The organism is Undibacterium sp. Di27W, from assembly GCF_049340345.1.
Classification (GTDB): Bacteria; Pseudomonadota; Gammaproteobacteria; order Burkholderiales; family Burkholderiaceae_D; genus Undibacterium.
In genome coordinates, this window is sequence record NZ_JBMPOS010000014.1 from 13,376 (window position 1) to 39,120 (window position 25,745).

A 25,745-nucleotide genomic window follows, 5' to 3' on the forward strand; every position below is an offset into this window, starting at 1 on the left:
CTTATTTACGACCTATGACTGCATAATCCTGGGGACCAAATAATTCCTTATTCAGCAAGGCTTCGACTTCCGTATCACCATGCAGCAAATGGTCATCTGGATAAGGGTGCAGGCGTAAAATCTCGGTATGTGCAAAGCCGCGCTGCCTTGCCATGAATTCTGCCACTTGCGGAACTATGGGATGCAAATGGGTAGGGTCGAAATAAAAATTGCAGGCACCAACCTTGAGATTTTCTGGATTGGGTGTTTCAAAAATAATCACGCCACCTGGGCACAGGGCATGATGAGCAGCATCAAACAGCGCTATCAATTGCTCAAACGGTAAATGTTCTATGATCTGGAAGCCAGTCACTGCACCCACGCTACCTGCGGGCTGCTCACGCAGATAAGCGATCGCATCAGCATGACGCACCAGAAAACCTTGATCCAGGCAGGCATTCACCATGGAGATATTCATATCCACCCCCATGGCAGGAATACCTTGCTCATCCAGCAATTCCAGCCACTCTCCACGACCACAGCCAACATCAATGACCATTTTGCGGGCGTCTTTGGCTTGCTCGCTGATATGTGACAGATATGGCAGATACGCCTGCAAGCGCTGTTTGATATCTGCACGCGAACCACGGAACAAGGCTTCAAATTCCAGGTAAAATTGATCTTGGTCGAAACTGCTGGCGGGACGCGGTATGACTGTTGCGGCCAGTGTTGCTGGCGCCTGGACCAGGCCATTGTCCGGCCCCTGGTTCGCACTTGCGGACGAGCTACCAGATGCACTCGCAACTTGCAGGCTATTACGCATCATCAAATTGACCGAACGCAATTGCCTTGCGATTTGCAAACGATCCAGTTGCATCAGGCGCTCACCAATATCGAGCGCATCATACTGATCCAGACGCATACCCAGCTTGGGTGCTTCCAATGCTGCGATTCTTTGTTCTTGCAGATGCTGTTGCTGTTGCAAAGCCTGATGCCTATGCAATTGCTCAAGAGATTGCTGGTGTAATTGCAACTCCAGCTGCTGTTGCAAATCAACTAATTTTCCTTGCAAACCGTCGATAGACCATTGTAAACGGGCCAGGGCCTGCTCGGTTTGCACGCGTGTGCGCGGCAGGCGCCATAAGGCATTGCACCATGCCAATGCATAACCCAGTCCTGGTATACGGCGAATTTTTTGTTTCCATCCATTTGCCGATGGCACAGCAAGCGCTTCCTCTACTGGCTGTGGCGTTTGCACAGAGACTGCCGCCTGAGGTGGGATTGCTTCCTGATGCTCTGAATTGACGATAGCCTCACTTGCCCTTGGCTGTTCCACCACCATTTGTTCTGTCTGTTCTGTCATAGTGTGTACAGGATAGGAATGTCTTCTGTGATGCTGTATGACACTGGCCTTTTCAGCTAACTGCTTGCTTTCAGATTCGGATTTATTCTGTATCGCCATATAATCAGGGTAATTTATTCATAATTGGCGGCAAAGGATCAGTTTTTGAACCGCAAAAAGGGGTGGAAGTATAAATGATGATGTAAACTGCGACGGTTTTATTACTGCCAGCAGTATTTCTACAAAATGTCAGTTCCGCTGCAAGTTTCATGTTCTGTCTGCCAGACTATCGAGTAGCTCCCGGATGCCGCAAGTTTAGCCTATTCAGCGCCAGCACACATCCGCCACACTCTGAACGGACAACATAGGCTGCAAATTGCAAAAGATTTATATTTTATAATTATCTGCCAAACGGCAAAGAAAACAAGAAAGTTAACATGTTATTACAGCCCGTCATTCTCTCCGGGGGTTCCGGAACCAGGTTGTGGCCGCTATCGCGTGAAAAACACCCAAAACAATTACTCGCCCTGATAGGCGAAGAAACCATGTTGCAGGCAACAGCCACACGTGTACGGGATTTTTCGGGCAGCATAGGCGTTGCCCAGAAGATGATCGTGGTCTGCAATGAGGAATACCGCTTCATCACGGCAGAACAACTGCGTGTCGCAGGGTTTAGTGATTGCAGCTTGTTACTGGAACCTAGTGGCCGCAATACTGCACCTGCCCTGACACTGGCAGCCTTGTCTGCCGTTGCCAGCGCTGGCGACGCTGTCTTGCTGGTCATGCCAGCCGACCATGTCATCAATGACAAGCAGGGTTTCCATCAAGCCATACAACATGGCCTGCAACAGGCGATGGATGGTGCCATGGTGACTTTTGGTATCGTCCCCGACAGGCCGGAAACTGGCTATGGCTACATACAGACCGGTGAACAATTGCCCGGCACCGCTGTGCTTGAGTTACAAGCCTTTGTAGAAAAGCCGGTACTCGAGGTGGCGCAGCAATATCTCGAAGGTGGACGTCATTTGTGGAATAGCGGCATTTTCATGATGCGCGCCACCACCTGGCTGAAAGCCATTGCTCATTTCCACCCAGCCATGTATGCCGCCTGCCAGCAAGCCATGGACAAGGCAAGTATAGACTGTGACTTTGTGCGGGTAGACAAGGATGCATTCTTGTCCTGCCCTTCAGATTCCATTGATTATGCTGTCATGGAAAAGCTGGCCAAGGATAGCGACTTGTCTATTCCTGGCTATGTCATCCCCCTCAATGCCGGCTGGTCCGACGTCGGTGCCTGGGATGCAGTCTGGCAAGTATCTGACAAGGATGCTAACGGTAACACCACCCATGGCGATGTCCTGCTGGAAGATTCACGCAATTGCCTGGTGATCTCTGACAGCCGCCTGGTCGCCTGCCTGGGGCTGGAAGATGTCATCGTCGTCGAAACGCCGGATGCAGTGCTGGTCACCAATAAAGCCAATACCCAGAACATCAAGCGTGTAGTCACCCGTCTCAAGGATGAAAACTATACCCAGACAGATAACCACCGCAAAGTCTACCGCCCCTGGGGTCATTATGATTCTGTTGATAGCGGTGAACATTTCCAAGTCAAGCGCATCGTCGTTAAACCTGGGGGCCGCCTGTCCATGCAAATGCATAATCACAGGGCCGAACACTGGATAGTTGTCAGTGGCACTGCCCTGGTTACGCGTGGTGAAGACGTCATGACGCTGGTTGCCAATCAGTCCACCTATATTCCTTTGGGCGTCAAGCACAGGCTGGAAAATCCGGGACAGACTGATTTGGAATTAATAGAAGTACAATCTGGTGCCTATCTTGGCGAAGACGACATCGTCCGTTTTGACGATATATATGGTCGTGTCGCAAACTGATACCGCACTAAAGAAAGCAAGATTTGAAAGCTGTACTTATTTCCCTGTGGCATTACCGCCATTTTATCCTGTCGTCCATCAAGGCCGAGTTCTCCGGTCGCTTTGCCCGCAGCAAGCTCGGTGCCTTGTGGATGATTTTGAATCCCCTGGCACAGGCGACCATCTTTGCCATCGTCTTGTCTGAGGTGCTGGCCAGTAAAATGCCAAACACAGACAGCAAATCCGCCTATGCCATTTACCTGATGGCAGGCATGTCCGCCTGGGGTTTGTTTTCCGAAATCATCACACGCTGTACCACGGTATTTATCGACTATTCAAATACCCTGAAAAAGATTGCCTTCCCACGCCTGTGCCTGCCTCTGATCGTCGGTGGCAGCGCCTTGTTGAATCACTTGCTCTTGCTGGCAGCGATCGCGGTGGTCTTTTTGTTCTTTGGCCACATGCCCACGCTGGCCTGGCTGATACTGCCGATAGGCATGCTGCTCATCGTCATGTTTGCTTTTGGTCTGGGTATCGTGCTTGGTTTATTGAATGTGTTTTCACGCGACGTTGGCCAGGTCATGGGCATCGTCCTGCAACTCTGGTTCTGGTTCACGCCCGTGGTGTATCAAAGCAATGCCCTGCCTAAACAATTTACAGCAATGCTGAGTTTGAATCCCATGACCGCACTGGTCAAGATTTACCAAAATGCCATGCTGTACGGTACCACGCCAGTCTGGGCCGATCTGTTGACTCCCTTCCTGCTGTCAGCAGGCTTGTTTATATTTTCTTTTTGGATCTTCCGGCGTGCCAGTGCGGATCTGGTGGATGCGCTATGAGTCAGATTGTATTAAGTGTAGAAGGCGTAGGAAAATGCTATTCCAAGTTTAATGGCTTGCTGGCCAGGCTCATGCACTGGGCTGGCTTGCCAGTCAAACCAGCCTATGAATACTGGGCCAACCGGGATATTAGTTTTCAAGTACCTGCCGGACAAGCTGTTGCCATCATAGGTCAGAATGGCGCAGGTAAAAGTACCCTGCTAAAAATGATTACCGGTACGGTACGACCCACCAAAGGCCATATCGCCGTACATGGCCGTGTCAGTGCCATGCTGGAATTGGGGCTGGGGTTCAACCCGGAATTCTCAGGCAGGCAAAATGCCTACATGGCTGGTGGCCTGATGGGACTCAGTGGTCAGCAACTAGACCAACTCATGCCCGGCATAGAAAGTTTTGCCGAAATTGGTGACTTCTTCGACCAGCCTTTGCGGGTATATTCCAGCGGCATGCAAGCACGCCTGGCCTTCGCAGTGGCTACGGCAGTGCGACCGGATGTGCTGATCGTCGATGAAATCCTGTCGGTTGGTGACAGTTATTTCCAGCATCGCAGTTTTGACCGCATACGCCAGTTCAAGGAACAAGGTACATCGATCATCCTGGTCACTCATGGCATGAGTGAAGTGCGCAGTCTGTGCGATCACGTGATCCTGATCGAAAAAGGCAGCGTGCTCAAGCAAGGCGCGCCAGACGAAGTCGTGGATTTTTACAATGCCATGATCGCTCGCAAGGAAAATGAAAAACTGGAAATCGAACAGCAACGCAATGAGCAAGGCTGGCTGCAAACCCGTTCAGGTACAGGCCAGGCCAGCGTCACCAAACTGAGTCTGCGTGACCAGGATAGCGATCAGGTATTGGCTGCGGCACAGGTAGGCCAAAAAGTGAAACTGGTCGTCGAAGTCCAGTCAAGCAGCAATATCCCTGAACTGGTACTTGGCCTGATGTTGCGTGACAAACAGGGTAGCGTCATCTGGGGGACCAATACCTGGCACACGGGCCAGGTGCAACGTGATATCCAGGTTGGCAACATTTTGGAATTTGTACTGCCATTTGTCTGCACGCTGGGGCCGGGGTCCTACTCGGTAACCACTGCCCTGACCAAGGCTGAGACTCATCTCGAAGAAAACTATGAGTGGTCAGATAATTTGCTGGTTTTTGATGTCATCAATGTCGACCACCCGCAATTCATAGGCAGCAATTGGTTACGTGGTGAGTTCCAGATCAATCAACTGAACGCAAGTTAAACAGCGCTGAGAGCATCAGCATGTTTTATGTAGGCTGGCGCTGATCTATGATTTCTTGATATAGGCGGGCATAATTGCCCGCCATTTTTTCGGCTGTAAATAAGTCCAGATAACGCTGACGGGCATTCTTGCCCATCTCGGCAGCCTGCTGCGGATGTGCCAGTAAATACTCCATGGCTTGACGGAAAGCAGCCGGATCACTGGGGGGTACCACCAGGCCAGTCTGGCCGGCGACATTGATATAGGTCGTACCAGTCCCAATTTCACTGGAAATCATGGGCTTGCCATACATCGCACCTTCCAGCAGAGAAATACCAAATGCCTCAGAGCGCAAGTGTGAAGGAAACGCCAGTGCATAGCAGAGCGTCAGCAGGGCGACCTTGTCCGGTTCTGGCAGGGCGCCGAGGAAATGGACATTCTTCAGTTGCAATTGTTGCGCCTGACGTTTGAGTTCGATTTCTTCCGGGCCGTCACCCACGATGACGATGGGAATGTCAGTGCCCGCCGCCGCTTCCAGCAAGATATGCAAACCCTTGTAATAACGCAGCATGCCAACGAACAGGAAAAAATTCTCACCTACCCGCTGACGCCAATGTGCCAGCAAATCCTCGCTCGGCACCGGATAAATACTGTGGTCCAGACCATAGGTAATCACCTCGGTCTTGTTCTTGTATAAGTCCAGGGTCGGGCTGGTTGCCAGATAATTGGGGGAGGTGGCAACTATGCGGTCGACATCGCGTAAAAACTGATGCTTGAGCGGTGCGTACAGCTTGAGCAGATATTTTTGCCTGACAATATCCGAATGGTAAGTCACCACACTGGGTGTTTTGACACGCCCAAGAAAATGGGCAATATCCATGAAAGGCCAGGGGAAATGGTAATGCACGACATCTGCCTGCCTGGCCAGATCAACAAAGCGTGACAGTGCCGACCAGGAAAAACCGGTAGACGCAATTTCAAAATTCAAATGCGCCCGGTGTACCTTGTGCCCTTCAAACTCTATCAGCGGGCGGTCTGTATCACGAGTCAGTGTCAGCACTTCGTTTTCCACACCCAGACGTGTAGTACCCACCGCCATCTGGCGTATGACTTGCTCAACGCCACCAAAGGTGTCGGGGTAATAAGTACGATAGAAGTGCAGAACTTTCACTGTGCGCGCCCTTATCCGGTCTGAACCATGCGATAAGCAGCGACCGTGTTTTGCACACAGGCTTCCCAATTCAGTTCTGCGGCGCGTTGCAAACCGCGCGCAACGGCCATGGCCCGCCAGTCTTCATCCTGCAAGGCCTTTTGCAAACCATCCCGTATGCTATCCACATCACCAGGCTCAACCAGCATGGCAGCGCCTCCAGCCACTTCTGGCATGGATGAGCAATTGGATGTCAGTACCGGCACACCACTGGCCATGGCCTCGGCTATCGGCAAACCAAAGCCCTCATACCAGGACGGATAAGTAAACAAACGGCAACCAGCATATAAAACCGGCAGCCAATGCTGATCAATAAAGCCCAGGTACTTCAACCAGCCTTCACTCTGCCCTTTGGCAATCTCATCATGAATGTCATCACTCTGCCAGCCCGCACCGCCAGCCAGCACCAAAGGCCAGCGCTGACGTATCTCCATGGGCAGGCTGCGGTAAGCTGCCAGCAAATTATCCAGGTTCTTGCGCGGCTCTATGGTGGAGACAAAAAAGCTATAGCCATTGGGCTTCAGGCCAATTTGCTGCAAGATAGGGGCAGTTTCTTCTGCCGTGTATGGATGAAACAAGTCGTCGACACCCAGAGGAATGGCGACTACCTTTTCCGGCCCCAGGCTGAAATGCTGCATGACTTCCAGCCGTGTGGCCTGTGAATCAGTCAATACCAGGCTCGCCCGCTCCACAGATTGCGGGATGGAGGCATGGGCCCGTTCTATCCTGGTCTTGGGATGCCACTGCGGGTAACGGTAAATGGAAAGATCATGCAAGGTCACCAGGCTGGGCAAATTGCATTTGGGGATAAAATAATTCGGGCTATGAAAAATCGCGTTTGACAAACGGTTCAAGCGTTGCCCGGCCAGCACGGGCATGAGCTTGCCATACCATTGCGAAAAGAAACGCATGCGGCCTAGCTGCTGGCGCAGTCTTGCCTTGTAACTGAAACGCACAGGCTCAAAAGACTTGACGCTCAAGGCAGAATAATCACGTGAACCAGACAAATCATAGTCTGGCAAAGCCCGCCAGAAACCATCTGATAAATATCGTACCGAGTCAATATTTGCCTGGGCTGGCAAACGCGTTGCCAACTCCCAGGCATAGCGACCAATGCCAGCCAGGGGCGGGTTGATCGCTTCTATTGACAGCACGATATTCATGCCGTGGCCTCGTGTCGCAGCATCCATGCCAGCGTATCGCGCAAAGCGATGGGTGGTAACTCACCTATGCAAGCCTGCAAACGACTGGCATCGCCTATCAGCTTATAAACTTCATTGGCACGTACAAAGGCTGGATTGACACTGACCCTGATCTCATAGCCAGCCAGTTCACTGGCCATCTGCAAGACTTCGCGCAGGCTATAAGCCATGCCTGAACAGATATTGAATGTCTCGCCAGCGGGGACTTTTTCCAGCAGGCGCGCATAAGCGATAGCTACCGTGCGTACATCAGAAAAATCCCTGGCGACATCAAGATTACCCAATTCGATGTCACTCGCTTTACGGCGGTAATGATTGATGATTTTAGGCAGCAGGAAATTTTCAGTCTGACCTACGCCCGTGTAATTAAAGGGCCGGGTCACGATGATGGGCAATTTATCCATCCACAAGCGTGCTACATGCTCCATCGCCAGCTTGCTGACAGCATAGTCATTGGCAGGCATGGCAGGTTCAGTTTCAGCCAGCACTTCTGCCCTGGAATTGCCATAGATATTGGCGCTACTCGCCACCAGCACGGCGCGCGGTTTCTTATCCAGCGCTGCCAGTGCTTCCAGCAAATTGCGCGTTCCGACGATATTAACGCGATAGATTTCGTCGACATCGCCATGCACAACCGAAGAGATGGCAGCCAGGTGAGCAACAATATCCGGCTGTATCTCTTGCAGTGCGGCTCGCAAGCCCTGTTTGTCACACAGGTCTACCGCGTAAAGATCCTGGCGCTCCTGGCCTGGTGTTTGCTTGCCATGGGCGGTGCCGAATACCTGATACCCGGCCTTGCTCAATTCCTGCGCCAGATAACGCCCGGTAAAACCTTGAATACCTGTTATCAGGGCGCGTGGAGTAGTCGACATTTCAGAAGGATGCGCCATTCTCATTACGTTGCAAGTCGGCGTCGACCATCATCTGACACAATTCTTCCAGCGTCGTCCTGGGCTCCCAGCCCAGCACATTTTTTGCCTTGGCCGGATCGCCGATCAAAAGCTCAACTTCGGCAGGGCGGTAGAATTTGGGATTCACGCGTACCAGTAATTTGCCGGTTTTTGCGCATGAGGCAGTTTCATTCTCGCCCGTACCCGACCAGTTCAATTTGATGTCTGCCGCCTTGAAAGCCATGGTGACAAAATCACGTACTGTTTCTGTACGATTGGTGGCCAGGACAAAAGTATCTGGCTTATCGGCCTGCAACATGCGCCACATGCCTTCTACATATTCCTTGGCAAAACCCCAGTCGCGCTTGGCATCCATATTGCCGAGTTCAAGTACATCGAGTTTACCCAGCTTGATCTTGGCGACGGAATCAGTAATTTTACGTGTCACGAATTCACGACCACGCAATGGCGATTCATGATTGAACAAAATACCGCTGCAGGCAAAGATGCCATACGATTCACGATAATTGATCGTCATCCAGTGCGCATACAACTTGGCCACGCCATACGGGCTGCGTGGATAAAATGGGGTGGATTCAATTTGCGGTACGGCTTGCACCTTGCCAAACATTTCTGAAGTCGACGCCTGGTAAAAGCGAATTTCAGTATTGACGATGCGGATTGCCTCCAGCAAGTTCAAGGCACCGATGCCCGTGATTTCCGTCGTCGTTAATGGCTGTTCAAAAGACACGCCAACGAAACTTTGTGCTGCCAGGTTATACACCTCAGTTACGCCGGTATTTTGCAACAGACGTATGCTGGCCGATAAATCGGTGAGATCGTATTCAACCAGATGCAATGCCGGGTGCGTGGCAATCCCCAACTCTTCTATGCGCCAAAGATTGACTGAACTGGTACGGCGATAAGTGCCGTAAACGGTATAGCCTTTTTCCAATAGCAGTTGAGCCAGATAAGCTCCGTCCTGACCAGTAATACCAGTGATTAACGCTTTTTTACTCATTCAAGAAAACCTCTTCGCAGCAGCGAACATCAAAATTCTACTTTTAACCAGATATTGGACCGCCAGTTTGAATTTATCTGTGACAGCGGTCACAATCTGTCTACAGTTGAGCAGTATACAATGAGTGCTCGCCGCACTGCGGAAAATTAATGCAAGCGCATGTAAAAGATGGTATTTAAGCAATTCCATCATTCAGGCTCGCACTTCCCACTCAGCCCAGGCTGGTCAAATCATGGCAATACCATTCAATTTTTGTCTTATATAGCACCATAACGCTGACGATATTGCTCCACAGCATCTTTATACTGCGATAATTGGTCGCCATTGTTGGCTATAGACAAATAATCAAATAAATCATTTAAATTGGCAATGGCAGCGACTGGCATGTCATAGGCCAGGCCAACTTCCTGCGCCGCTGAATGGGCGGACAAGGCATCATCCTTGCCAGAGCGCTCCATGCGGTCCAGCGCAATCAAGACTGCGCAAGGAATGGCTCCTGCTGCGCGTATCATTTCCACCGACTCACGTACCGAGGTACCGGCTGAGATCACATCATCGATGATGACGACCTTGCCAGCCAGTGTGGCACCAACGATATTGCCACCCTCGCCATGATCCTTGGCTTCCTTGCGATTATAGGCAAAAGCCACATTGCGTCCCTTGCGCGCCAGCGCCACCGCCGTTGCGGATGCCAGGGTAATCCCCTTATAGGCAGGGCCAAACAACATATCAAATTCTATGCCGGAATCAAGCAAGGTTTGCGCATAGAAATCAGCGATGCGCCCCAGGTTGGCACCATCATTGAACAAGCCAGCATTAAAAAAATAGGGGGAAGTGCGTCCGGCCTTGGTGACAAAACTACCAAATTTCAGTACGCCGGCATCTACCGCGAATTGAATGAATTCCTGCCTCAAACTTGTTGACATATATTTGCCCTAATTTTATCAATGTAAATTTCAACAAAAAACTTGCCATGCATGGCCTGCATGACTCTACATAAGCAAGCATAGCACGCCATAAAATGCCTAATGCTGCAGAATTTTCTGCCACCAGCCACTTGCCAATTTTTCTATTTCCCCGCTGCCTGGGGCCGCCTCGACAGAGATCTCCAGTATAGAAACTCCCATCTCGCCCATCAATTGGGCAATCTGCGTACCGGATTGCTCTTTTATCAATTCCCGCTTGTCGGTCAAGCTGCGCACTTTGACAAACACGTCTGTGCTGCGCAAGTCGATTGCTTCGTCTGGATTGCTCAAAGCTGGCAATTCCAGCATTTGACAAGCGAGTCCGTTGGCATAACGCAGCAAAGCATGCTCTGGCCTTACCAGTTCACAACGCCAGAACCGCGGCGTGCTGGCGATCATTTGTGCCAGCACTGCCTGTAAGACGGGCTCAGGCAAAGCTGCCTGTAGCGCCTGAATATCAAACAAGGCGCGCGCGCAGGCAGGCCTGGCCTGATTGGCGACCAGGTTACTTGCCAATGAGATTAAATCTGCCTCGGTTGCCGGGCCTTCCAGTTTGGCAATGCTGTTCAAAGTTCTTTCAAACCGGCTGGCAGGCGCATTTCTATAAGCCAGTTCGACAAAATCAAAATATTGTCGCCCTACCTTATGTGGCACGTGGTATTGGTGCATATAGGCAATCGCCTTGCTACCCAGTTCTTTTCTGAGCGCTGGAGTAGTCCTGAGTTCCACCATCTTTTCAAGCAAGCTGGTGAGGTCTACCTCGTCATCGAGCTTGATCAGTGCATCACCCGGCAATTCTGCCATGGCACCATTGCTATTGATAATGGTAGGAATACCATAAGCCATGCAGTCCAGCACAGTATACGAAGACTCGCCCCGTGAAAGACCGCGCAATTGCACACCGGCATCAGCGGCATGTAAATAAGTCTGGAATAATTCAGGATCAGCAAAACCGGTAATGATGATGCGGTCTGCAAAACCACGTTCCTTGATATCTTGCAATAACTGCATGCCGTACTTGCCGCCATCGTTTTTACCGACAAAGACCAGATGGCAACGGCGGTCCTTGGCCATGGGGGATTGCAACCAGGCTTCCAGCACCAGATGATTCAACTTGGTTGGCCCCATCAAGCCAAAGGAACACATCAGGAAATCATCTTCACCCAAGCCCAGGCTAGCGCGTGCCGACTGACGTTCCGATTGGTAAGGCAGCTTGCGCATATGGGGAACACGGGTCCAGTTTTCTGTCGCCTGTTCACCGTACCATTGCCTTGCCAGCTTCATGGAAAATTCAGAATGCACGATCACCGCCTGTGCCGCATCGAGCATTTGGTAATTGCAAGGATATTTCCAGATGATCTGACTCAGGTCTTCGGTATTTTTTGTTTCCAGCAGCGCCTGCAAACCATGGGATTCATATAAGGCCTGGGCCCAGACTTGTGGGCGTTCCGCCGTCATATCCAGATGTGCCAGCAATCCGCTCAGGAAAAAATCATGCAAGACGACGATGCCGGGATGACGCGCCAGCATATCCAGCATATAGGTATGATAAGTGGAGTTGCCGAGGTTATACAGCACCCGTTGATAGCGGTCTGCATGCTGTTCAAACCATTGCCATGAACGCACAGGGAAATTGGCGGCCAGCCAGAGGTCACCAATTTCTTGCTGGTCAACGATCAACTCTATGTCGTAATACACGGCCAATTCAGGCAAGAGTTCTGCACTGAAGTCAGCAATGCCGGAACGCTCAGGTGGCAAGGGCGAAAAGTAAGCCAGGCGCGGCTTGATCTGGTCTTGCAACTGGCTGACGAATACCGCCTGCCTGCTACGCTGATATTCATGTTGCGCCTCGAATGCAGTAATGGCAGTTTTTGCTGACGCATCCCAGGAAAATTTCCTGGCTTGTTGCACGCCATGTTCACGCAAACTCTGTAAATAGTTTTCGTCTTTCAGCGCGCTCAGCATTTTTCCGGTAATAGCTTGCTCATCGTAAGGGTTGAACAAGGCATCTTCACGGCCTATCACTTCGGGCAAACTACTGGTGTTGGAGGCAATCACTGGCGCGCCGCAAGACATGGCTTCCAGCGCTGGCAAACCAAAACCCTCATGCCAGGATGGGAAGACAAATAATGTGCAAGCGTGATACAGCAGCGGCAAATCTTCATCAGCGACATAGCCGGTCAGGATCACGTCATTGCTGGCCAGGCCAGCATCCGCTGCCAGTTTTTGCAAGCGTACACGGTCTGCATCCTGGACGCTGCAAACAATGGCCAACTGATAATTCTTGCGTACTTCAGAGGGCAGTTTGGCGAAAGAACGTATCAATGCTTCTACATTTTTTCGCAAATCGATGCCGCCGGTATACATCACATAAGGGCGCTGTAAACCAAAACGATTTTTAATCCCCTGCAAGACCACAGGATCAGGGTCTTGTACATAAAACCTGTCATCCACTGCCGAGGAAATATTCACGATACGTTCAGGCGGCAGATGTAAACACTCCAGACCTTCGCGTCTGGATGAAGCCGAGATTGCCAATAGCAAATCCGCACGCTTGAGTGCCTGGATTTTTCTCAAATACCAGGCCTTTACCTGCGCGTTTTCCAGATAGGGTTTGGCGTTGATCAGGGGGATCAAGTCATACAGGGTAACGGCAGTGGGCTGATACTCGCCATTCAAGCCCACGCTGGTCAGCGCATCATCCGTCAAACCTTCAAACAGGCTGCTGACATGGACAATATCTGGTCGCCATTCTGCCAGGGCTTGTTCGCGCACCAGCTCACCGGCGCGGGTACGCCAGCGGTTGCGATGGTCCAGCTCGCTGACGGGGCCAGGGCTTTTCCAGTAATGGATATGCTGAGGCGCGACCAATTGCTCAAAGGCGAGTCTGACGGGTTCCAGACTATCGGCGAACAAACTGTTTAACAGCAAGTGCACTTCATGGTTGCCAGCATTGCTTGCCATTGCCTGCGCCAGGGCCAGTGAATATCTGCCTATGCCGCGATGACGACTGCCAGTTGACTGGCAGGCCTGTAAATCAATGAGAATACGCATCTGGTAACCTGTTTATTCTTGACGAATTATTTCCGTTTGAAGTTTATTGAAGATGATTTGTGCTTTGGCCGACAGGCGTGAATCATTGAGTTGTTTGGGCGCTTCCGGCGTTTGCTTACCCGCTGAGACGACTTGGGGTGCCAGTCTTGGTTGCATACTCTTTCTGATCCTGCGCTCGATACCAGGAAAATAGACCAATATCCGTAATGCCAGATTTTTAATGCCAGGTATGGCCACTGCACGACGTATCATGCGTCCTGCAAGGCTACGTATACTTTGTTTCGTGTTCTTTATAGCAATTATTTTTCCAACTACATATCTGAATGGTGCCATCACTTTCCAGGAGGTACTGGCATACACTGCATCAAGCTCGGCACGTAATTGCTTTTCATTCATGATGTATCAGGAAAGGGATTCAGGTGGAAAAAGAACGCAAGTATAAACTATGCGGCTTTACAGACCCTGGCAAACTTAATCAGGCTTTTGTATATCTGCTATGCTGAAGCCAATTTTTGACTATTTCTCAAAAAATCATGACTAAAATTATCTCTGCCAATTTAAATGGCATACGCTCAGCTGCAAAAAAAGGCTTTTTTGAATGGATGCAGAAGGAAAATCCTGATGTAGTCTGCGTGCAAGAGCTGAAAGCCCAGGAAACGGACATGACGCCAGACTTCTTGAATCCGCACAAGTATCATGGGCATTTTCACTATGCTGAGAAAAAAGGTTACTCTGGCGTAGGTGTCTATAGCAAAAAAGAACCAGACGCTGTCGTCATTGGCTTTGGCAGCCCTGAATTCGATGCTGAAGGCCGTTATGTGCGCTGTGACTTTGGCAACTTATCGGTAATTTCCCTGTACTGCCCTTCCGGCTCGTCCTCCCCTGAGAGACAGGAAGCCAAGTTCCGTTTCATGGAATTGTTTTACCCGCATCTGCAACAGTTGATCGCCGAAGGCAGGGAAATCATCATCTGTGGCGACTGGAATATCGCCCACAAAGAAATCGATTTGAAAAACTGGAAAAGCAATCAAAAGAATTCCGGCTTTTTACCAGAAGAACGCGCCTGGATGACGCGCCTGTTTGATGAACAGGGCTGGCTGGACGTCTACCGCCATCTGCATCCTGAAACCACAGCCGAGGCTTATACCTGGTGGAGTAACCGCGGCCAGGCCTGGGCCAACAACGTGGGATGGCGTATTGACTACCATGTGGCCACCAGTGGCATAGGTAAGCAGGCGCACACGGCATCGATTTACAAGGAAGCGCGCTTTTCTGATCATGCCCCGTTGATCATTGAGTACAAGTAAGCCTGTTTGCTCCGAGCAAAAAAATACCCGTCAATTGCAGATGGACGGGTATTTTTATTTCCATGACTAGCCGGGCAAACGCTTTACACGATCACGTTTGACTTCAGTCAATTTACTCCCCTGTTCACGCACATAAGCTTCAAGCGCTTCCAGGTCGCGGCCTATTAATTCCTTGTCCTGGGCTTGCTTGAGTACGGCGAAACCGTCACCACCATCGGCCATGAAGCTATTCACGACCACGCTGTATTGCTGGTTCAGGTCCAGCGGTTTGCCCTTGATCTGGACATCTTTCACCCTTTCAGCAACGGCTGCGCGTGGGTCATAGCTATAACTGAGTGTATGGGAGACAAACAATTTTTTAGGGTCATTGACTTCACGACCCAGCCATTGCTGCTGTAGCAGCGTCAGGATTTGTGCGCCTGTCAGCTTCATGCGCACCAGGTTATTACCAAATGGCTGTACCGCATATAAATCACCATACGACACGGCCACCGGACCACTCGCCTTACCCGAAGGCAGGTCACTACGTATGCCACCGGCATTCATAAAGGCGACATCAGCACCACCCGCATGTTGCCCATGATGCAGTTGCGAATCAGCGATGATATTGCCGAGGCTGCTATCAAACACACCGGCTTCACTATTACGCGATAAGGGCGCGCTCAAGGTGACAATAGGACGCTGACGCAAGCCTGCGGTTTGCGCTGCCACCTGATCCACCAGTTGCTTTGCTGCAGGATCGGCCTGCAAGGCTTGCTGGTCGATCAGATGATTGACGGCGACTGCATTGATCACCCGATTGGTCTTGCGGTCTATTGTCAGCGTCGATTCGGTCAGGAAGGAACCGTAGCTGCGCCCCTGTACCACCAGCCTGCCATCGATCTTGCAGGTATAACCCTGATGCGAATGGCCAGAGACGATGAGGCTGATGGCTTTGTCGAGTTTTTTCGTGATCTCGATGATAGGGCCTTGCAAACCCTCACAGCGATAGCTGGGGTCATTCTCTGCGCCCTTGTAGATCGCGCCTTCATGTATCAGCACTACGATGGCGGCAACGCCCTGCTTTTGCAGTTCTGGCACATAGCGGTTGATGGCCGTTGCTTCATCTTCAAATTGCAAATGCTTGACTGCATCACCAGCCACCAGGTTGGGTACATCGGCTGTCACCGCTCCGATAAAGCCTACCTTGACATCACCAACCTGACGTATCACATAAGGTGTCAACCAGGGTTTAACACTCCCCTTTTCATGGATGTTAGCGCCCAGATAGGTAAAGCGTGCACCTTTGAAGTCGGCATAGGCACATCCCGTCGAGGGGCAATCCCCCTTGATTTTACGCATCAGGTCAGCCGTGCCATTGTCAAATTCATGATTGCCGACTGCTGTCACGGACAAGTCCAGGCGATTCAAGGCTTCTATGACAGGCTCATCCTTGAGCAGTGCCGTACCCATAGGCGAAGCACCGATCAAATCACCGGCACCGACGAAAATGCTGCTTCCCACAGCCTGGCGACGTTCTTTGAGTTTGCTCGTCAAATAGGCATAGCCGCCTGCAGGCACGGCGATTTTTTCACCCGGACGAGTCGCCATATACGGCACAGGCTGGTCTGCCTGCAAGTTGCCGTGAAAATCATTGATGCTGAAGATAGTGATATCCGTTGTTGCTGCCTGGTTGGCTGTGTCAGTGCTGGTACTGACACAAGCAGCCAGCAATACGATAGCGATGGATGCACTAATTGTTGTTAACTTTTGCATAGAGAATATTCTTAATTAAAAAAGAATAAGGCCTGCAACAAGTATTCTTGTTGCAGGCCTGAATCAAGTCTGTGTGGTGAGATTCTGCTTCACCACGTCATCCCCTCAGATTAGAAATCTGCTTGGAAAGTGACCGAAGTAAAGCGTGGTGCACCCAGGTAGTAGAACACAGATTTGGCAGCTACACCACCTGGATAAGGCAGTGCATTTGTGACGTTGAAACTCTGAGGGTTACGATACTTTTCATTGGTGATATTGCTAACGCTCAGACGGATCGTTGGTTTTTTCATCCAGCCGCTGTTCGGGAATTGATAACCAGCATCAAAACCCAGCAATGTGTAACTAGGGATGAATTCATCATTCGTCATGGTGGCAAACTGACCGCCTGTGTACTTCATTTTCATACGTGTGTACCAGACGCCTGTTTCATACTGAGCGCTCAGGCCAGCTTTCCATTCTGGTGTCAAAGTCATTGCTTTGCCACTTGTTGGAATATAAACGCCTTTTGCAACTTGCAGGTCGTCCTGGATTTCGCTCTTCGCATAACCGAGAGAACCATAGAAAGACCAGCCGTTGACTGGGGTATTACCCAATTCAACTTCGAAGCCCTTGGTTTTTACTTTACCAACGTTGACTACAGAACTCAAAGTTGTTGTCGGGTCATAGGCAGTTGCCTGACGATCCGTAAAGTTAACGTTGTAAACCGTTGCCGATGCTGTCAGCCTGTCGCTTTGCAGACGATAGCCCAAGTCAAAGTTGTAAGATGTTTCTGGTGGTACTTCTGCATAAGTCAGAGAGCCATCTGTGTTAAGTTTGACGTTATTTGATGTCGAATAAACGAAATTCGGCGGTACCTTCATGTTGCGAGCCAGGCTGGCGAAGAGCTGGTTATTGTTATCGATCTGATAGCGGGCACCCAACTGTGGCAAAACCTTGGTGTAAGTACGCTCTATGTTATACGTCGTGCCAGAATTCGAGCCTTCGTTTGCATAGTTAGTGAAATTACGCTTCATGGTTGGTACACGCAGACCGACATTGATGCTCAATTTATCATTCAACAAACTGATCGTATCTTGCAGAGAGAATTGGTAAGCAGTACTGATCGTTTTCCAGTCACGGCTTTCGAAAGGCGTGCCATCTGGACGGCTGATACGGCCCTCTTTCAACCAGATATCATTTGCATTACCATTGGCATCAACAGCAACCATAGGGCCAAACTGTTCATGCGTTGCACGCTCATACCAGACACCTGCCAGGATTTGGTGGTTGTCGATCGTGTGAACCACAGAAGCGGTCACACCAGGGCGGTTAGTACGGGTCACGCTACTGTTGGCAACAATCACTTTGTCGAGTGTATCGCCGTCGCCATTCAGGTCAACGCCAGCAGTCAGTTTGCCTGTAGCTTGATTCAGGAATGCTGATTCTGATTGCAGACGTTGTTGTACGCCGCCTGTACCATAACCATACCAGTAGTAAGGAATGACTTTAACATCAGTGTTTTCACCAATACGGAATTTGCCTGTGACAGAGAAAATCGCATTTTCAAACGGATTTTTTGTCAACTGGTAGTAAGTATCCGCATTGGCTACAGTAGGATCATTGTCAGCCTTGCCCTTGGTTGGGGTCACATGACCAGCAAACTTGGTTGAATAGTCATAGTAATAACCATTTTTTGCCAGATCAGCCAGATTGAAGGTACTGATATTTTGGTTAATTGCACGGTTATACAACAGAATTGCATTGATGGAATTGAATTTATCAAAATCGATGCGATAACCGGTGTCTATGTGATTACGGTCAGCACCGCCTTCGCCTTTCCATTTGTCTGCTTGCGCATGAGAAGCAGAGATAAAGAAACGGGAAATGCCATCAGCCCACAGGCCAGTGTCGTAACGCAGATAAGTCTTGGACAGTTTCAAACCACCCACAGTTTGCATGACGCGGAAACGTTTTTCCTTGTTTGGGTCGCAAGTAACGATACCAAAGTTACCGCCTGTTGCACCAATTTGCGGCGAGTCAACGTCAGTTGAACCTTGCGTCACAAATTGTGTACAGGTATTTTCCTGATCCACGAATTCTTGTGGGAACACAGAGAAGCTACCAGAGTCATTGACTGGTACGCCATTGATAGTCGCACCGATCTGATCGCTGTTAAAACCACGCAGTGTCAAACCGCCACCAAACAAACCTGTTGCATCATAGTTAAAACTATTCACCGCAGGCATCAATTCCAGCGCTTCATAGGCATTGCCTGTAGGACGCTGTTTGGCCAGTTCTTCAGCAGTGATCGTGCTGCGTGCTTTTGGCGCATTTTCTTGCACCATCAAGCCCATACCGACTTTTTTGCCAGTAATGGTGACGCGATTTGCATCTGGCTGTTCAGTGGATTCTGTCTGCTGCGCATAGGCAGAAGTCATGCTCAGGCATACCAGTTGGCATGCAACTGCAACCATCGACAAACGCGATGGAAATGCGGATGATTTATTTAATTGTTTCATTGAAGCTCCCGAATCATTTTACAAATGGAAATAAAAATTAGTGCAAAACCCCGTTTATCATCTCAAGCCACCGCAACTGCCTGATGACATCCCCTTCACCGCATCTTCTTTGCCAAATTTTTTGGCTTTTTTTTTGTAACTGGTTGTAAATCCACAACAAACACCTGCGATGACATGTCACATTGGAAATAGCGTCGATCACTATTCGTCTGCGCAAACGATTGCTTTTTTGAAAAATAAACTAAATCAAATGACGCAATCGATTGCTATTTCTAAACAAAAAACAGACGGACCTTTTTACAGTGCGTCTATCTCCTAGTGACATCTTTAAACTTGAGCAATTTGCCGGGGCAAATGTCTGCAGATCAGATATTTTGATATGTGAAAATAGTCTAACACATAAAATTTTGAACTTGCAGAGTGTCCCATCCAATTATGAAAGGATGATGACAAAGTGGTTTTAGCAGCAATATTTTGTCACAATTGCGCGACAAATTGCTATTTAAGCATTATTTTTAGTCAGTATTAAGCTTATTTCGCCGAATATCCAATGGGAGATATCCCTTTGACATTGGTTTGATAAGCTGGGAGCGAGTTGATGCTGACTCCTTTGGCTCGCGCATACAGCGGCATCACTTCTGGAAAATGGCGCTCAATTTCAGCAATGCGGGTCTTGCCTGCCGGGTGAGTGGACAGCCATTGTGGTGGCGCGCCTTTGCTGATCATCCCCATTTTTTGCCATAGTGCAACACCGGCACGTGGATCATAGCCAGCCCTGGCAGCAATATCGAGGCCGACGATATCGGCTTCAGTTTCGTCTTCGCGGGAAAAAGCCAGCATACCGAATTTTGCTACGCCGCCAGCAACACCGCCTGCCAGATGAGGATCATAGCCTTTGGCACCAGCCCACAATTCCACGATCTTGACACCCACATTGGCTGCCATGGCCTTGCCGGCGCGCTCGGCGCCATGTTCACGCAGGGCATGAGCAATTTCATGGCCCATGACGATAGCAACCTCATCATCGGTCAATTTCAAACTATCAAGGATGCCGGAATAAAAGGCGATCTTCCCGCCTGGCATGCAATAGGCATTGACCTGCTTGGAAGCAATCAGATTGATTTCCCATTTCCATTGCTTCGAGCGCTCATTCCATTTCAGGGCATGCGGTATCAATTTGTCAGCAATCGCGCGCAAGCGTATGACTTGCGGATGGTTAGACGGGCCCAGTGCATTCTGTTGTTCTGCCGACCGCATGGTTTGTGCATATTGCGTGGCAGCCTGGTTTTCTAGTGCACCGGTAGGTGCCAGTTTGCGCATGATGGACATGCTACCTACCTGTACCCCTTCCTGCTGCTCACGGCTTTGCACATTACCGGCAGCAGTAATCGCAAACAGACTGGAAAGTGCAAAAACAAGGTGGCTCAGTTTCATGGCAAATAAGTGGCTGAATAATATGCAGAATGATAAGCCGAAAATGATGCTTGTTCGCGCTTTTTAAAGATCAGTAACTTTTTAATTTAATGCATTTCAGGATCTTACTAATAGACATCTAAGTCCCACCGAAACACAGTAGCTCACTTGGTAAGAAATAAATTTCTCTGAATAGGATGCATGTATACTTGCCTGCATATCTTCTTTCGATCTGGAAATCGCGTGTTTCATCGATTTCTCCATGTATCCCATGACCCAGCCTTTATCTGCACGTTATCAACACATCGATTTTCTTCGCGGTTTTGCAGCCTTGCTGGTGATTTACCAGCATACGGTGGATTTCGCCATGATGGCACAGCCGAATGTCAGCCTGAACGGACTGGAATCGGGGATCGCCTATTTTTTCACCAAGCAACTGGGCCTGGGTGAAGTGGGCGTCTGCATCTTTCTCATGGTCAGCGGTTTTGTGGTTCCCTTCAGTCTGTCCAGTTATCCGGTAAGACCGGTTTCTACCTTTGTGATACACAGGTTCTTCCGCTTGTATCCAGCCTATTGGTTGTCTGCCATTCTTGGTTTGATTTTTGTCTGGTGGCGTTTTGGCAGCCAGCATGGCGGCAATGAAATTAACTGGCTGATGTTCTTTGCCAACCTCACGATGTTTCATGCCTTTTTCGGCATAGAAAACATCATAGGCTCATACTGGACGTTAACACTGGAACTCTTGTTTTACCTTACTTGCATCTACCTGTTTACCCGCAACAAACTGACGTCGATAAAAAGCATTAGCCTGTTTTTTTTCAGCTTGCTGATACTGCGTGAAGTATTACGCCATGTCCCCTATATTTCGGGTTATCACTGGAATGTCTTCTCTTGCATGCGTTATACCGGCTATATGTTTTTTGGACTTTTATACCGGGAATGGCTGCTCAATGATGACAAGACTGCCGGGAAAAATGCCCTCATCATTCTGGCGCTGACCTATGTGTCCTTCGCTGGCAAGGACATCGTGCGGATGTGGAGCTTGCAGGCCGAGTATCTGAAAACACCGATGACGCAATTCACGGCGATCGCGATCTTTGTATTGGCCACGACCATCTGCAAGATCCACGGGAAGCTGGGCAATTTTTTGGGGAAGATCAGCTACTCCATGTATCTGTTCCACCCGGTCATTTTTTACCCGCTATACACTTATTTCTGGATAGGCTTGCCACCCGCCATACAAGCCCACCCCCACTTGTTTTTCTTGCTGTCGGCAATCTTGACGATATTGTTTTCTTACTTCAGTTATCGCTGGATAGAGAATCCAGCGATCAACTACGGCAAGCAAATCACAAGACAACGCAATGCCCGTCTGTCTGCAACGCCGCATGAATTACTTCTTGCGCAGGCGGAACACGGCCAGGCTACCACGTAAATTGGGTAGCCAGGTTACTGGCCGGCCCTCGTGCAGGGCCACGCATTCCAGTACTTCCAAACCGACTTCATTGGCAAGGTCAGAAAAATCATAGATAGTCGCGCAGCGTACATTCGGTGTGTCATACCATTCATAGGGCAATGATTTTGATACTGGCATCTTGCCGCGCAATAAGGCAGTGCGGTGCGGCCAGTAACCAAAATTGGGGAAAGAGACTATCGCCTCGCGCCCTACCCTGGCGATATCACGCAGCAAGGGTTCGACATGCTTCATCATCTGCAACGAATTTAAACACATGACAGTATCGAAGGCATTGTTTTCAAACATGCCCAGGCCATTTTCCATATCCTGCTGTATTACATTGACCGCGCGCGTGGCGCAAGCGAGGACCTTGTCATCGGCGATTTCTATGCCATAACCGCTGCATTGTTTGTCGCTTTGCAGATAATCCAGCATGACGCCATCACCACAGCCGACGTCGAGTACTTGTGCCTGCGGCTTGATCCAGTGCGCGATGAAAGCCAGGTCTGGGCGCAAGACGTTTAATTCAGAAAAATTCATGCTGCGGCTCCCAATAATTCGGCTTGTAATTCTGCATCGATACGCTGGTAGTAAGCGGCGATCAGATTCAGATAACGCGAGTCATCCAGCAGGAAAGCATCATGGCCATGCGGCGCATCAATTTCTGCATAAGTGACTGTGCGCTTGTTACTGACCAAAGCCTTGACGATTTCACGGCTGCGCTCAGGTGAAAAACGCCAGTCAGTCGTAAACGAAGCGAGCAGGAACTTGGCCTTGGTATGTGCCAGTGCCTTGGCCAGGTCACCATCGGTATGACGGGCCGGATCAAAATAATCGAGCGCCTTGGTGATCAGCAGATAGGTATTCGCATCGAAATAATCAGAGAACTTGTCGCCCTGATAGCGCAGATAAGATTCGATTTCGAAATCCACGCCATAGCCAAACTGATAGTCGCCACCTTTCAGGTCGCGGCCAAATTTTTCTGCCATGTCATCGTCAGACAGATAAGTGATATGGCCTATCATGCGCGCCACCCGCAGGCCGCGACGCGGCACCACATTGTGGGCATAAAAATCGCCACCATGAAAATCAGGATCAGTCAAAATTGCCTGACGTGCCACATCATTGAAGGCAATATTCTGTGCCGAGAGTTTGGGGGTGGAAGCCACCACCACACAATGCCGCAGACGATCTGGATACAAGATACTCCAGGCCAGCGCCTGCATGCCACCGAGTGAGCCCCCCATGACGGCGGCAAATTGCGTGATGCCAAGCCGGTCTGCCAGCCTGACCTGGGCATTGACCCAGTCTTCCACTGTCACGACAGGGAAATCTGCACCATATGGTTTGCCGGTGGCGGGATTGGTGTGCATGGGGCCAGTGGAACCAAAACAGGACCCCAGATTATTGACACCGATGACAAAAAACTTATTGGTATCGACTGGTTTGCCCGGCCCGACCATATTGTCCCACCAGCCCACATTCTTGGGTTCATCGGCATACACGCCAGCCACGTGGTGGGAGGCATTCAGGGCGTGACAGATCAGGACTGCATTGGATTTATCGGCATTCAGGCTGCCATAGGTTTCCACCATCAGGGTGTAGCCCGCAATTGAGGTGCCGTTTTGTAAGGCCAAAGGCTCATCGAATAGAAACGCTTGTGGCGTGACGATGCCAACTGATCCAGGTAAGGATGACATACACTCTTCCATCGGGATTAAACCCGTTATCAAAAAACTCAGGAAGGCTAAAAGGTGGGCTGAATGTGATGGGGGGAAAGCTGCATTCAAGCTCGCTTTAGCCGTATTTATCATTCGGGATATTTTCCGAACCGCGCCCGCAAGCTGATTTTCAAATCGGCGCAATAGATGAAGGATAAACCAAGTCTGGCACCGAGGTCAAACCCCGGTGCCAGGACTGTAAGTATTTTTAATGCAAAGTAGGCAATTGTGCACCCATCGCCGCCAGGGTTTCCCGTATGGTCACCGAGTCATAGCTGCGCAGGATTTTTTTCACATGGCCTTGCAGGGTATCGAGTCGGGTGTTCAGGATCTCTTGCTTGATTTCTGGCAGCAAAGCCGCAGGCATCGATAATTCACGGAAACCCATGCCCGCCAACAGGCGTGTCAGGCGTATATCGCCCGCCATGCCACCACAAATCGAGACTGGTATGCCCGCCCTGTCACCTGCCGTGATGATCATTTGCAAAAGTTGCAAAATCGCCGGGTGCAGATCATCGTATAGATGAGCGACTTCATGATCTGCCCTGTCGATCGCCAGCGTGTACTGGATCAAATCATTGGTACCAACAGACAGGAAATCGAGTTTTTTGACAAACATGGGCAGCGACAAGGCTGCCGCCGGGATTTCTATCATGGCACCTACGGCAATCTCTGCATCAAAGTCCTTGCCTTCCTTGCGCAGCTCGGTCTTGGCCTGTTCTATCATGGCCAGGGTCTGGTCTATTTCAAAACCATGGGCCATCATCGGTATCAGTATCTTGACCTTGCCAAAAGCCGAGGCACGCAAGATGGCGCGCAATTGCGTCAGGAATAATTGCGGCTCAGCCAGGCAATAGCGTATGGCGCGCAAACCCAGCGCCGGATTGAGGATATTGTGCTCGGTCGTGTCCAGCGGTTTGTCAGCACCCACATCCAGCGTGCGTATAGTCACTGGCCTGCCCTTCATGCCTTGTACGGCAGTGCGGTAGGCTTCAAACTGTTCTTCTTCTGTAGGCAGCTTGTGTTGCTGGCCACTGCTTTCCATGAACAAAAACTCTGAGCGGAACAAACCTACTCCACTGGCACCAGCTTCCAGTGCATGGGCGGCATCTTGCGGCAATTCTATATTTGCCAGCAAAGTGATCTCGACACCATCCTGTGTAATAGCCGGTGTTTTCTTGAGTTTGTGGAGTTTTTTCCTGGCCTTGGCCAGTATTGCCTGACGTTCGCGATATTGCTCAAGCACCAGACTGCTAGGTGCAACGATGACTACACCGGCATCACTGTCGATGATGAGCCAGTCATCCTGTTCTATCAGACGTGACGCATTGCCCATGCCAACCACCGCCGGTATCCCCAGGCTGCGCGAAACGATGGCAGTATGGGAATTGTGTCCGCCTTCATCGGTGACGAAGCCCGTAAAAGCCACATCACGGAATTGCATCATGTCAGCCGGTGAAATATCCCTGGCGACGACGATCATATTGGCATTGCGTTCATCGATGCCTTCCGAGCGCACTGCGCTACCAGCAGTACCCGTCAAGACCTTGAGTACGCGCTCTGCCACTTGCTGGATATCGGCCTTGCGTTCACGCAGGTAATCATCTTCGATCTCATCGAACTGGGCAGATAATTCGTCGATCTGGCTGACCAGTGCCCATTCGGCATTGTAGTGACGGGTACGGATGATATCGAGTGGTGCTTCCGAGATCATGGGATCAGACAGGATCAGCACATGCACGTCAATGAAAGCGCCAAGTTCAGTCGGCGCATCTGCTGGCAAATCTGACCAGATCGCCTGTAATTCTTTATGTACCTGGGCAATGGCCAATTGCAATCTCTGCACTTCGGCTTCGATCTGCTCTTGACCTACCAGATAGTGTTGTACATCCAGCGCCGCGGGCCGCAGCAAGTGGGCGCGCCCGATTGCTATACCGCGTGAAACGGGGATGCCTTGCAGTGTAAAAGATGCCATGCTGTGTCCCCCAAAAATACTTTATCT

General features: G+C 50.2%; 19 protein-coding genes. 5 read left to right on the forward strand and 14 right to left on the reverse strand.

Annotated features, from left to right (window positions below; translation table 11 throughout):
• Position 1: 1 nt before the first annotated feature.
• The gene (locus ACO0LF_RS24220) at positions 2-1,342 is read right to left on the reverse strand and encodes a class I SAM-dependent methyltransferase (RefSeq protein ID WP_423018701.1); all 1,341 of its coding nucleotides are present in this window, start codon (positions 1,340-1,342) and stop codon (positions 2-4) included.
• A gap of 416 nt (positions 1,343-1,758) precedes the next feature.
• On the opposite strand from ACO0LF_RS24220, the gene ACO0LF_RS24225 reads away from it, so the two are divergent.
• From ACO0LF_RS24225 to ACO0LF_RS24235, 3 genes are read left to right on the forward strand one after another with little or no spacing between them, the layout of a single operon-like run.
• Positions 1,759-3,213: a mannose-1-phosphate guanylyltransferase/mannose-6-phosphate isomerase gene (locus ACO0LF_RS24225; protein WP_423018703.1), complete on the forward strand. Its 1,455-nt coding sequence runs from the start codon at positions 1,759-1,761 to the stop codon at positions 3,211-3,213.
• Between the two features lie 23 nt (positions 3,214-3,236).
• The gene (locus ACO0LF_RS24230) at positions 3,237-4,031 is read left to right on the forward strand and encodes an ABC transporter permease (RefSeq protein ID WP_423006848.1); all 795 of its coding nucleotides are present in this window, start codon (positions 3,237-3,239) and stop codon (positions 4,029-4,031) included.
• Positions 4,028-5,272, forward strand: coding sequence for an ABC transporter ATP-binding protein (locus ACO0LF_RS24235; protein ID WP_423018705.1), 1,245 nt, complete (start codon positions 4,028-4,030; stop codon positions 5,270-5,272). The genes ACO0LF_RS24230 and ACO0LF_RS24235 overlap by 4 nt, the downstream gene beginning before the upstream one ends.
• A gap of 25 nt (positions 5,273-5,297) precedes the next feature.
• On the opposite strand, the gene ACO0LF_RS24240 is transcribed toward ACO0LF_RS24235, so the two are convergent.
• The 7 genes from ACO0LF_RS24240 to ACO0LF_RS24270 form a co-directional block, all read right to left on the reverse strand.
• Complete coding sequence (locus ACO0LF_RS24240) at positions 5,298-6,422, reverse strand: glycosyltransferase family 4 protein (protein WP_423018707.1); 1,125 nt, start codon at positions 6,420-6,422, stop codon at positions 5,298-5,300.
• Between the two features lie 11 nt (positions 6,423-6,433).
• Positions 6,434-7,624 carry a glycosyltransferase family 4 protein gene (locus ACO0LF_RS24245; RefSeq protein WP_423018709.1) on the reverse strand — a complete coding sequence of 397 codons (1,191 nt, stop codon included), beginning with the start codon at positions 7,622-7,624 and terminating at the stop codon, positions 6,434-6,436.
• On the reverse strand, positions 7,621-8,553 hold the full coding sequence (locus tag ACO0LF_RS24250) for a GDP-mannose 4,6-dehydratase (protein ID WP_423018711.1): 933 nt from the start codon (positions 8,551-8,553) through the stop codon (positions 7,621-7,623). Before ACO0LF_RS24250 ends, ACO0LF_RS24245 begins: the two co-directional genes overlap by 4 nt.
• Complete coding sequence (gmd, locus tag ACO0LF_RS24255) at positions 8,537-9,574, reverse strand: GDP-mannose 4,6-dehydratase (protein WP_423018713.1); 1,038 nt, start codon at positions 9,572-9,574, stop codon at positions 8,537-8,539. The genes ACO0LF_RS24250 and gmd overlap by 17 nt, the downstream gene beginning before the upstream one ends.
• Positions 9,575-9,831: 257 nt before the next feature.
• The gene (pyrE, locus tag ACO0LF_RS24260; RefSeq protein ID WP_423018715.1) at positions 9,832-10,500 is read right to left on the reverse strand and encodes an orotate phosphoribosyltransferase; all 669 of its coding nucleotides are present in this window, start codon (positions 10,498-10,500) and stop codon (positions 9,832-9,834) included.
• Positions 10,501-10,599: 99 nt separating this feature from the next.
• Positions 10,600-13,593: a glycosyltransferase gene (locus tag ACO0LF_RS24265; protein WP_423018717.1), complete on the reverse strand. Its 2,994-nt coding sequence runs from the start codon at positions 13,591-13,593 to the stop codon at positions 10,600-10,602.
• Between the two features lie 12 nt (positions 13,594-13,605).
• Positions 13,606-13,989 (reverse strand): hypothetical protein, encoded by a 384-nt coding sequence (locus ACO0LF_RS24270; RefSeq protein WP_423018719.1) that lies wholly within the window; start codon positions 13,987-13,989, stop codon positions 13,606-13,608.
• A 137-nt stretch (positions 13,990-14,126) separates the two neighbouring features.
• Between ACO0LF_RS24270 and ACO0LF_RS24275 the strand changes: the two genes are divergently transcribed.
• On the forward strand, positions 14,127-14,900 hold the full coding sequence (locus ACO0LF_RS24275; protein ID WP_423018721.1) for an exodeoxyribonuclease III: 774 nt from the start codon (positions 14,127-14,129) through the stop codon (positions 14,898-14,900).
• A gap of 66 nt (positions 14,901-14,966) precedes the next feature.
• Here the strand turns inward: ACO0LF_RS24275 and ACO0LF_RS24280 are convergent, their stop codons facing one another.
• From ACO0LF_RS24280 to ACO0LF_RS24290, 3 genes are all read right to left on the reverse strand, one after another.
• Positions 14,967-16,655 carry a bifunctional metallophosphatase/5'-nucleotidase gene (locus ACO0LF_RS24280; protein ID WP_423018723.1) on the reverse strand — a complete coding sequence of 563 codons (1,689 nt, stop codon included), beginning with the start codon at positions 16,653-16,655 and terminating at the stop codon, positions 14,967-14,969.
• 110 nt (positions 16,656-16,765) lie between these two features.
• The gene (locus tag ACO0LF_RS24285) at positions 16,766-19,153 is read right to left on the reverse strand and encodes a TonB-dependent receptor (RefSeq protein ID WP_423018725.1); all 2,388 of its coding nucleotides are present in this window, start codon (positions 19,151-19,153) and stop codon (positions 16,766-16,768) included.
• 531 nt (positions 19,154-19,684) lie between these two features.
• Positions 19,685-20,587 carry a M48 family metallopeptidase gene (locus ACO0LF_RS24290; RefSeq protein ID WP_423018727.1) on the reverse strand — a complete coding sequence of 301 codons (903 nt, stop codon included), beginning with the start codon at positions 20,585-20,587 and terminating at the stop codon, positions 19,685-19,687.
• Between the two features lie 241 nt (positions 20,588-20,828).
• Between ACO0LF_RS24290 and ACO0LF_RS24295 the strand changes: the two genes are divergently transcribed.
• Complete coding sequence (locus tag ACO0LF_RS24295; protein WP_423018729.1) at positions 20,829-22,001, forward strand: acyltransferase family protein; 1,173 nt, start codon at positions 20,829-20,831, stop codon at positions 21,999-22,001.
• Here the strand turns inward: ACO0LF_RS24295 and metW are convergent.
• The 3 genes from metW to ptsP all read right to left on the reverse strand — a co-directional run bounded on the left by metW (position 21,960) and on the right by ptsP (position 25,718).
• The gene (gene metW, locus ACO0LF_RS24300; RefSeq protein ID WP_423018731.1) at positions 21,960-22,562 is read right to left on the reverse strand and encodes a methionine biosynthesis protein MetW; all 603 of its coding nucleotides are present in this window, start codon (positions 22,560-22,562) and stop codon (positions 21,960-21,962) included. The genes ACO0LF_RS24295 and metW overlap by 42 nt on opposite strands.
• The gene (metX, locus tag ACO0LF_RS24305; protein ID WP_423018733.1) at positions 22,559-23,722 is read right to left on the reverse strand and encodes a homoserine O-succinyltransferase MetX; all 1,164 of its coding nucleotides are present in this window, start codon (positions 23,720-23,722) and stop codon (positions 22,559-22,561) included. Before metX ends, metW begins: the two co-directional genes overlap by 4 nt.
• A gap of 229 nt (positions 23,723-23,951) precedes the next feature.
• Positions 23,952-25,718, reverse strand: a complete 1,767-nt coding sequence (ptsP, locus tag ACO0LF_RS24310) for a phosphoenolpyruvate--protein phosphotransferase (protein WP_423018735.1) — start codon at positions 25,716-25,718, stop codon at positions 23,952-23,954.
• Between the last annotated feature and the right edge of the window lie 27 nt (positions 25,719-25,745).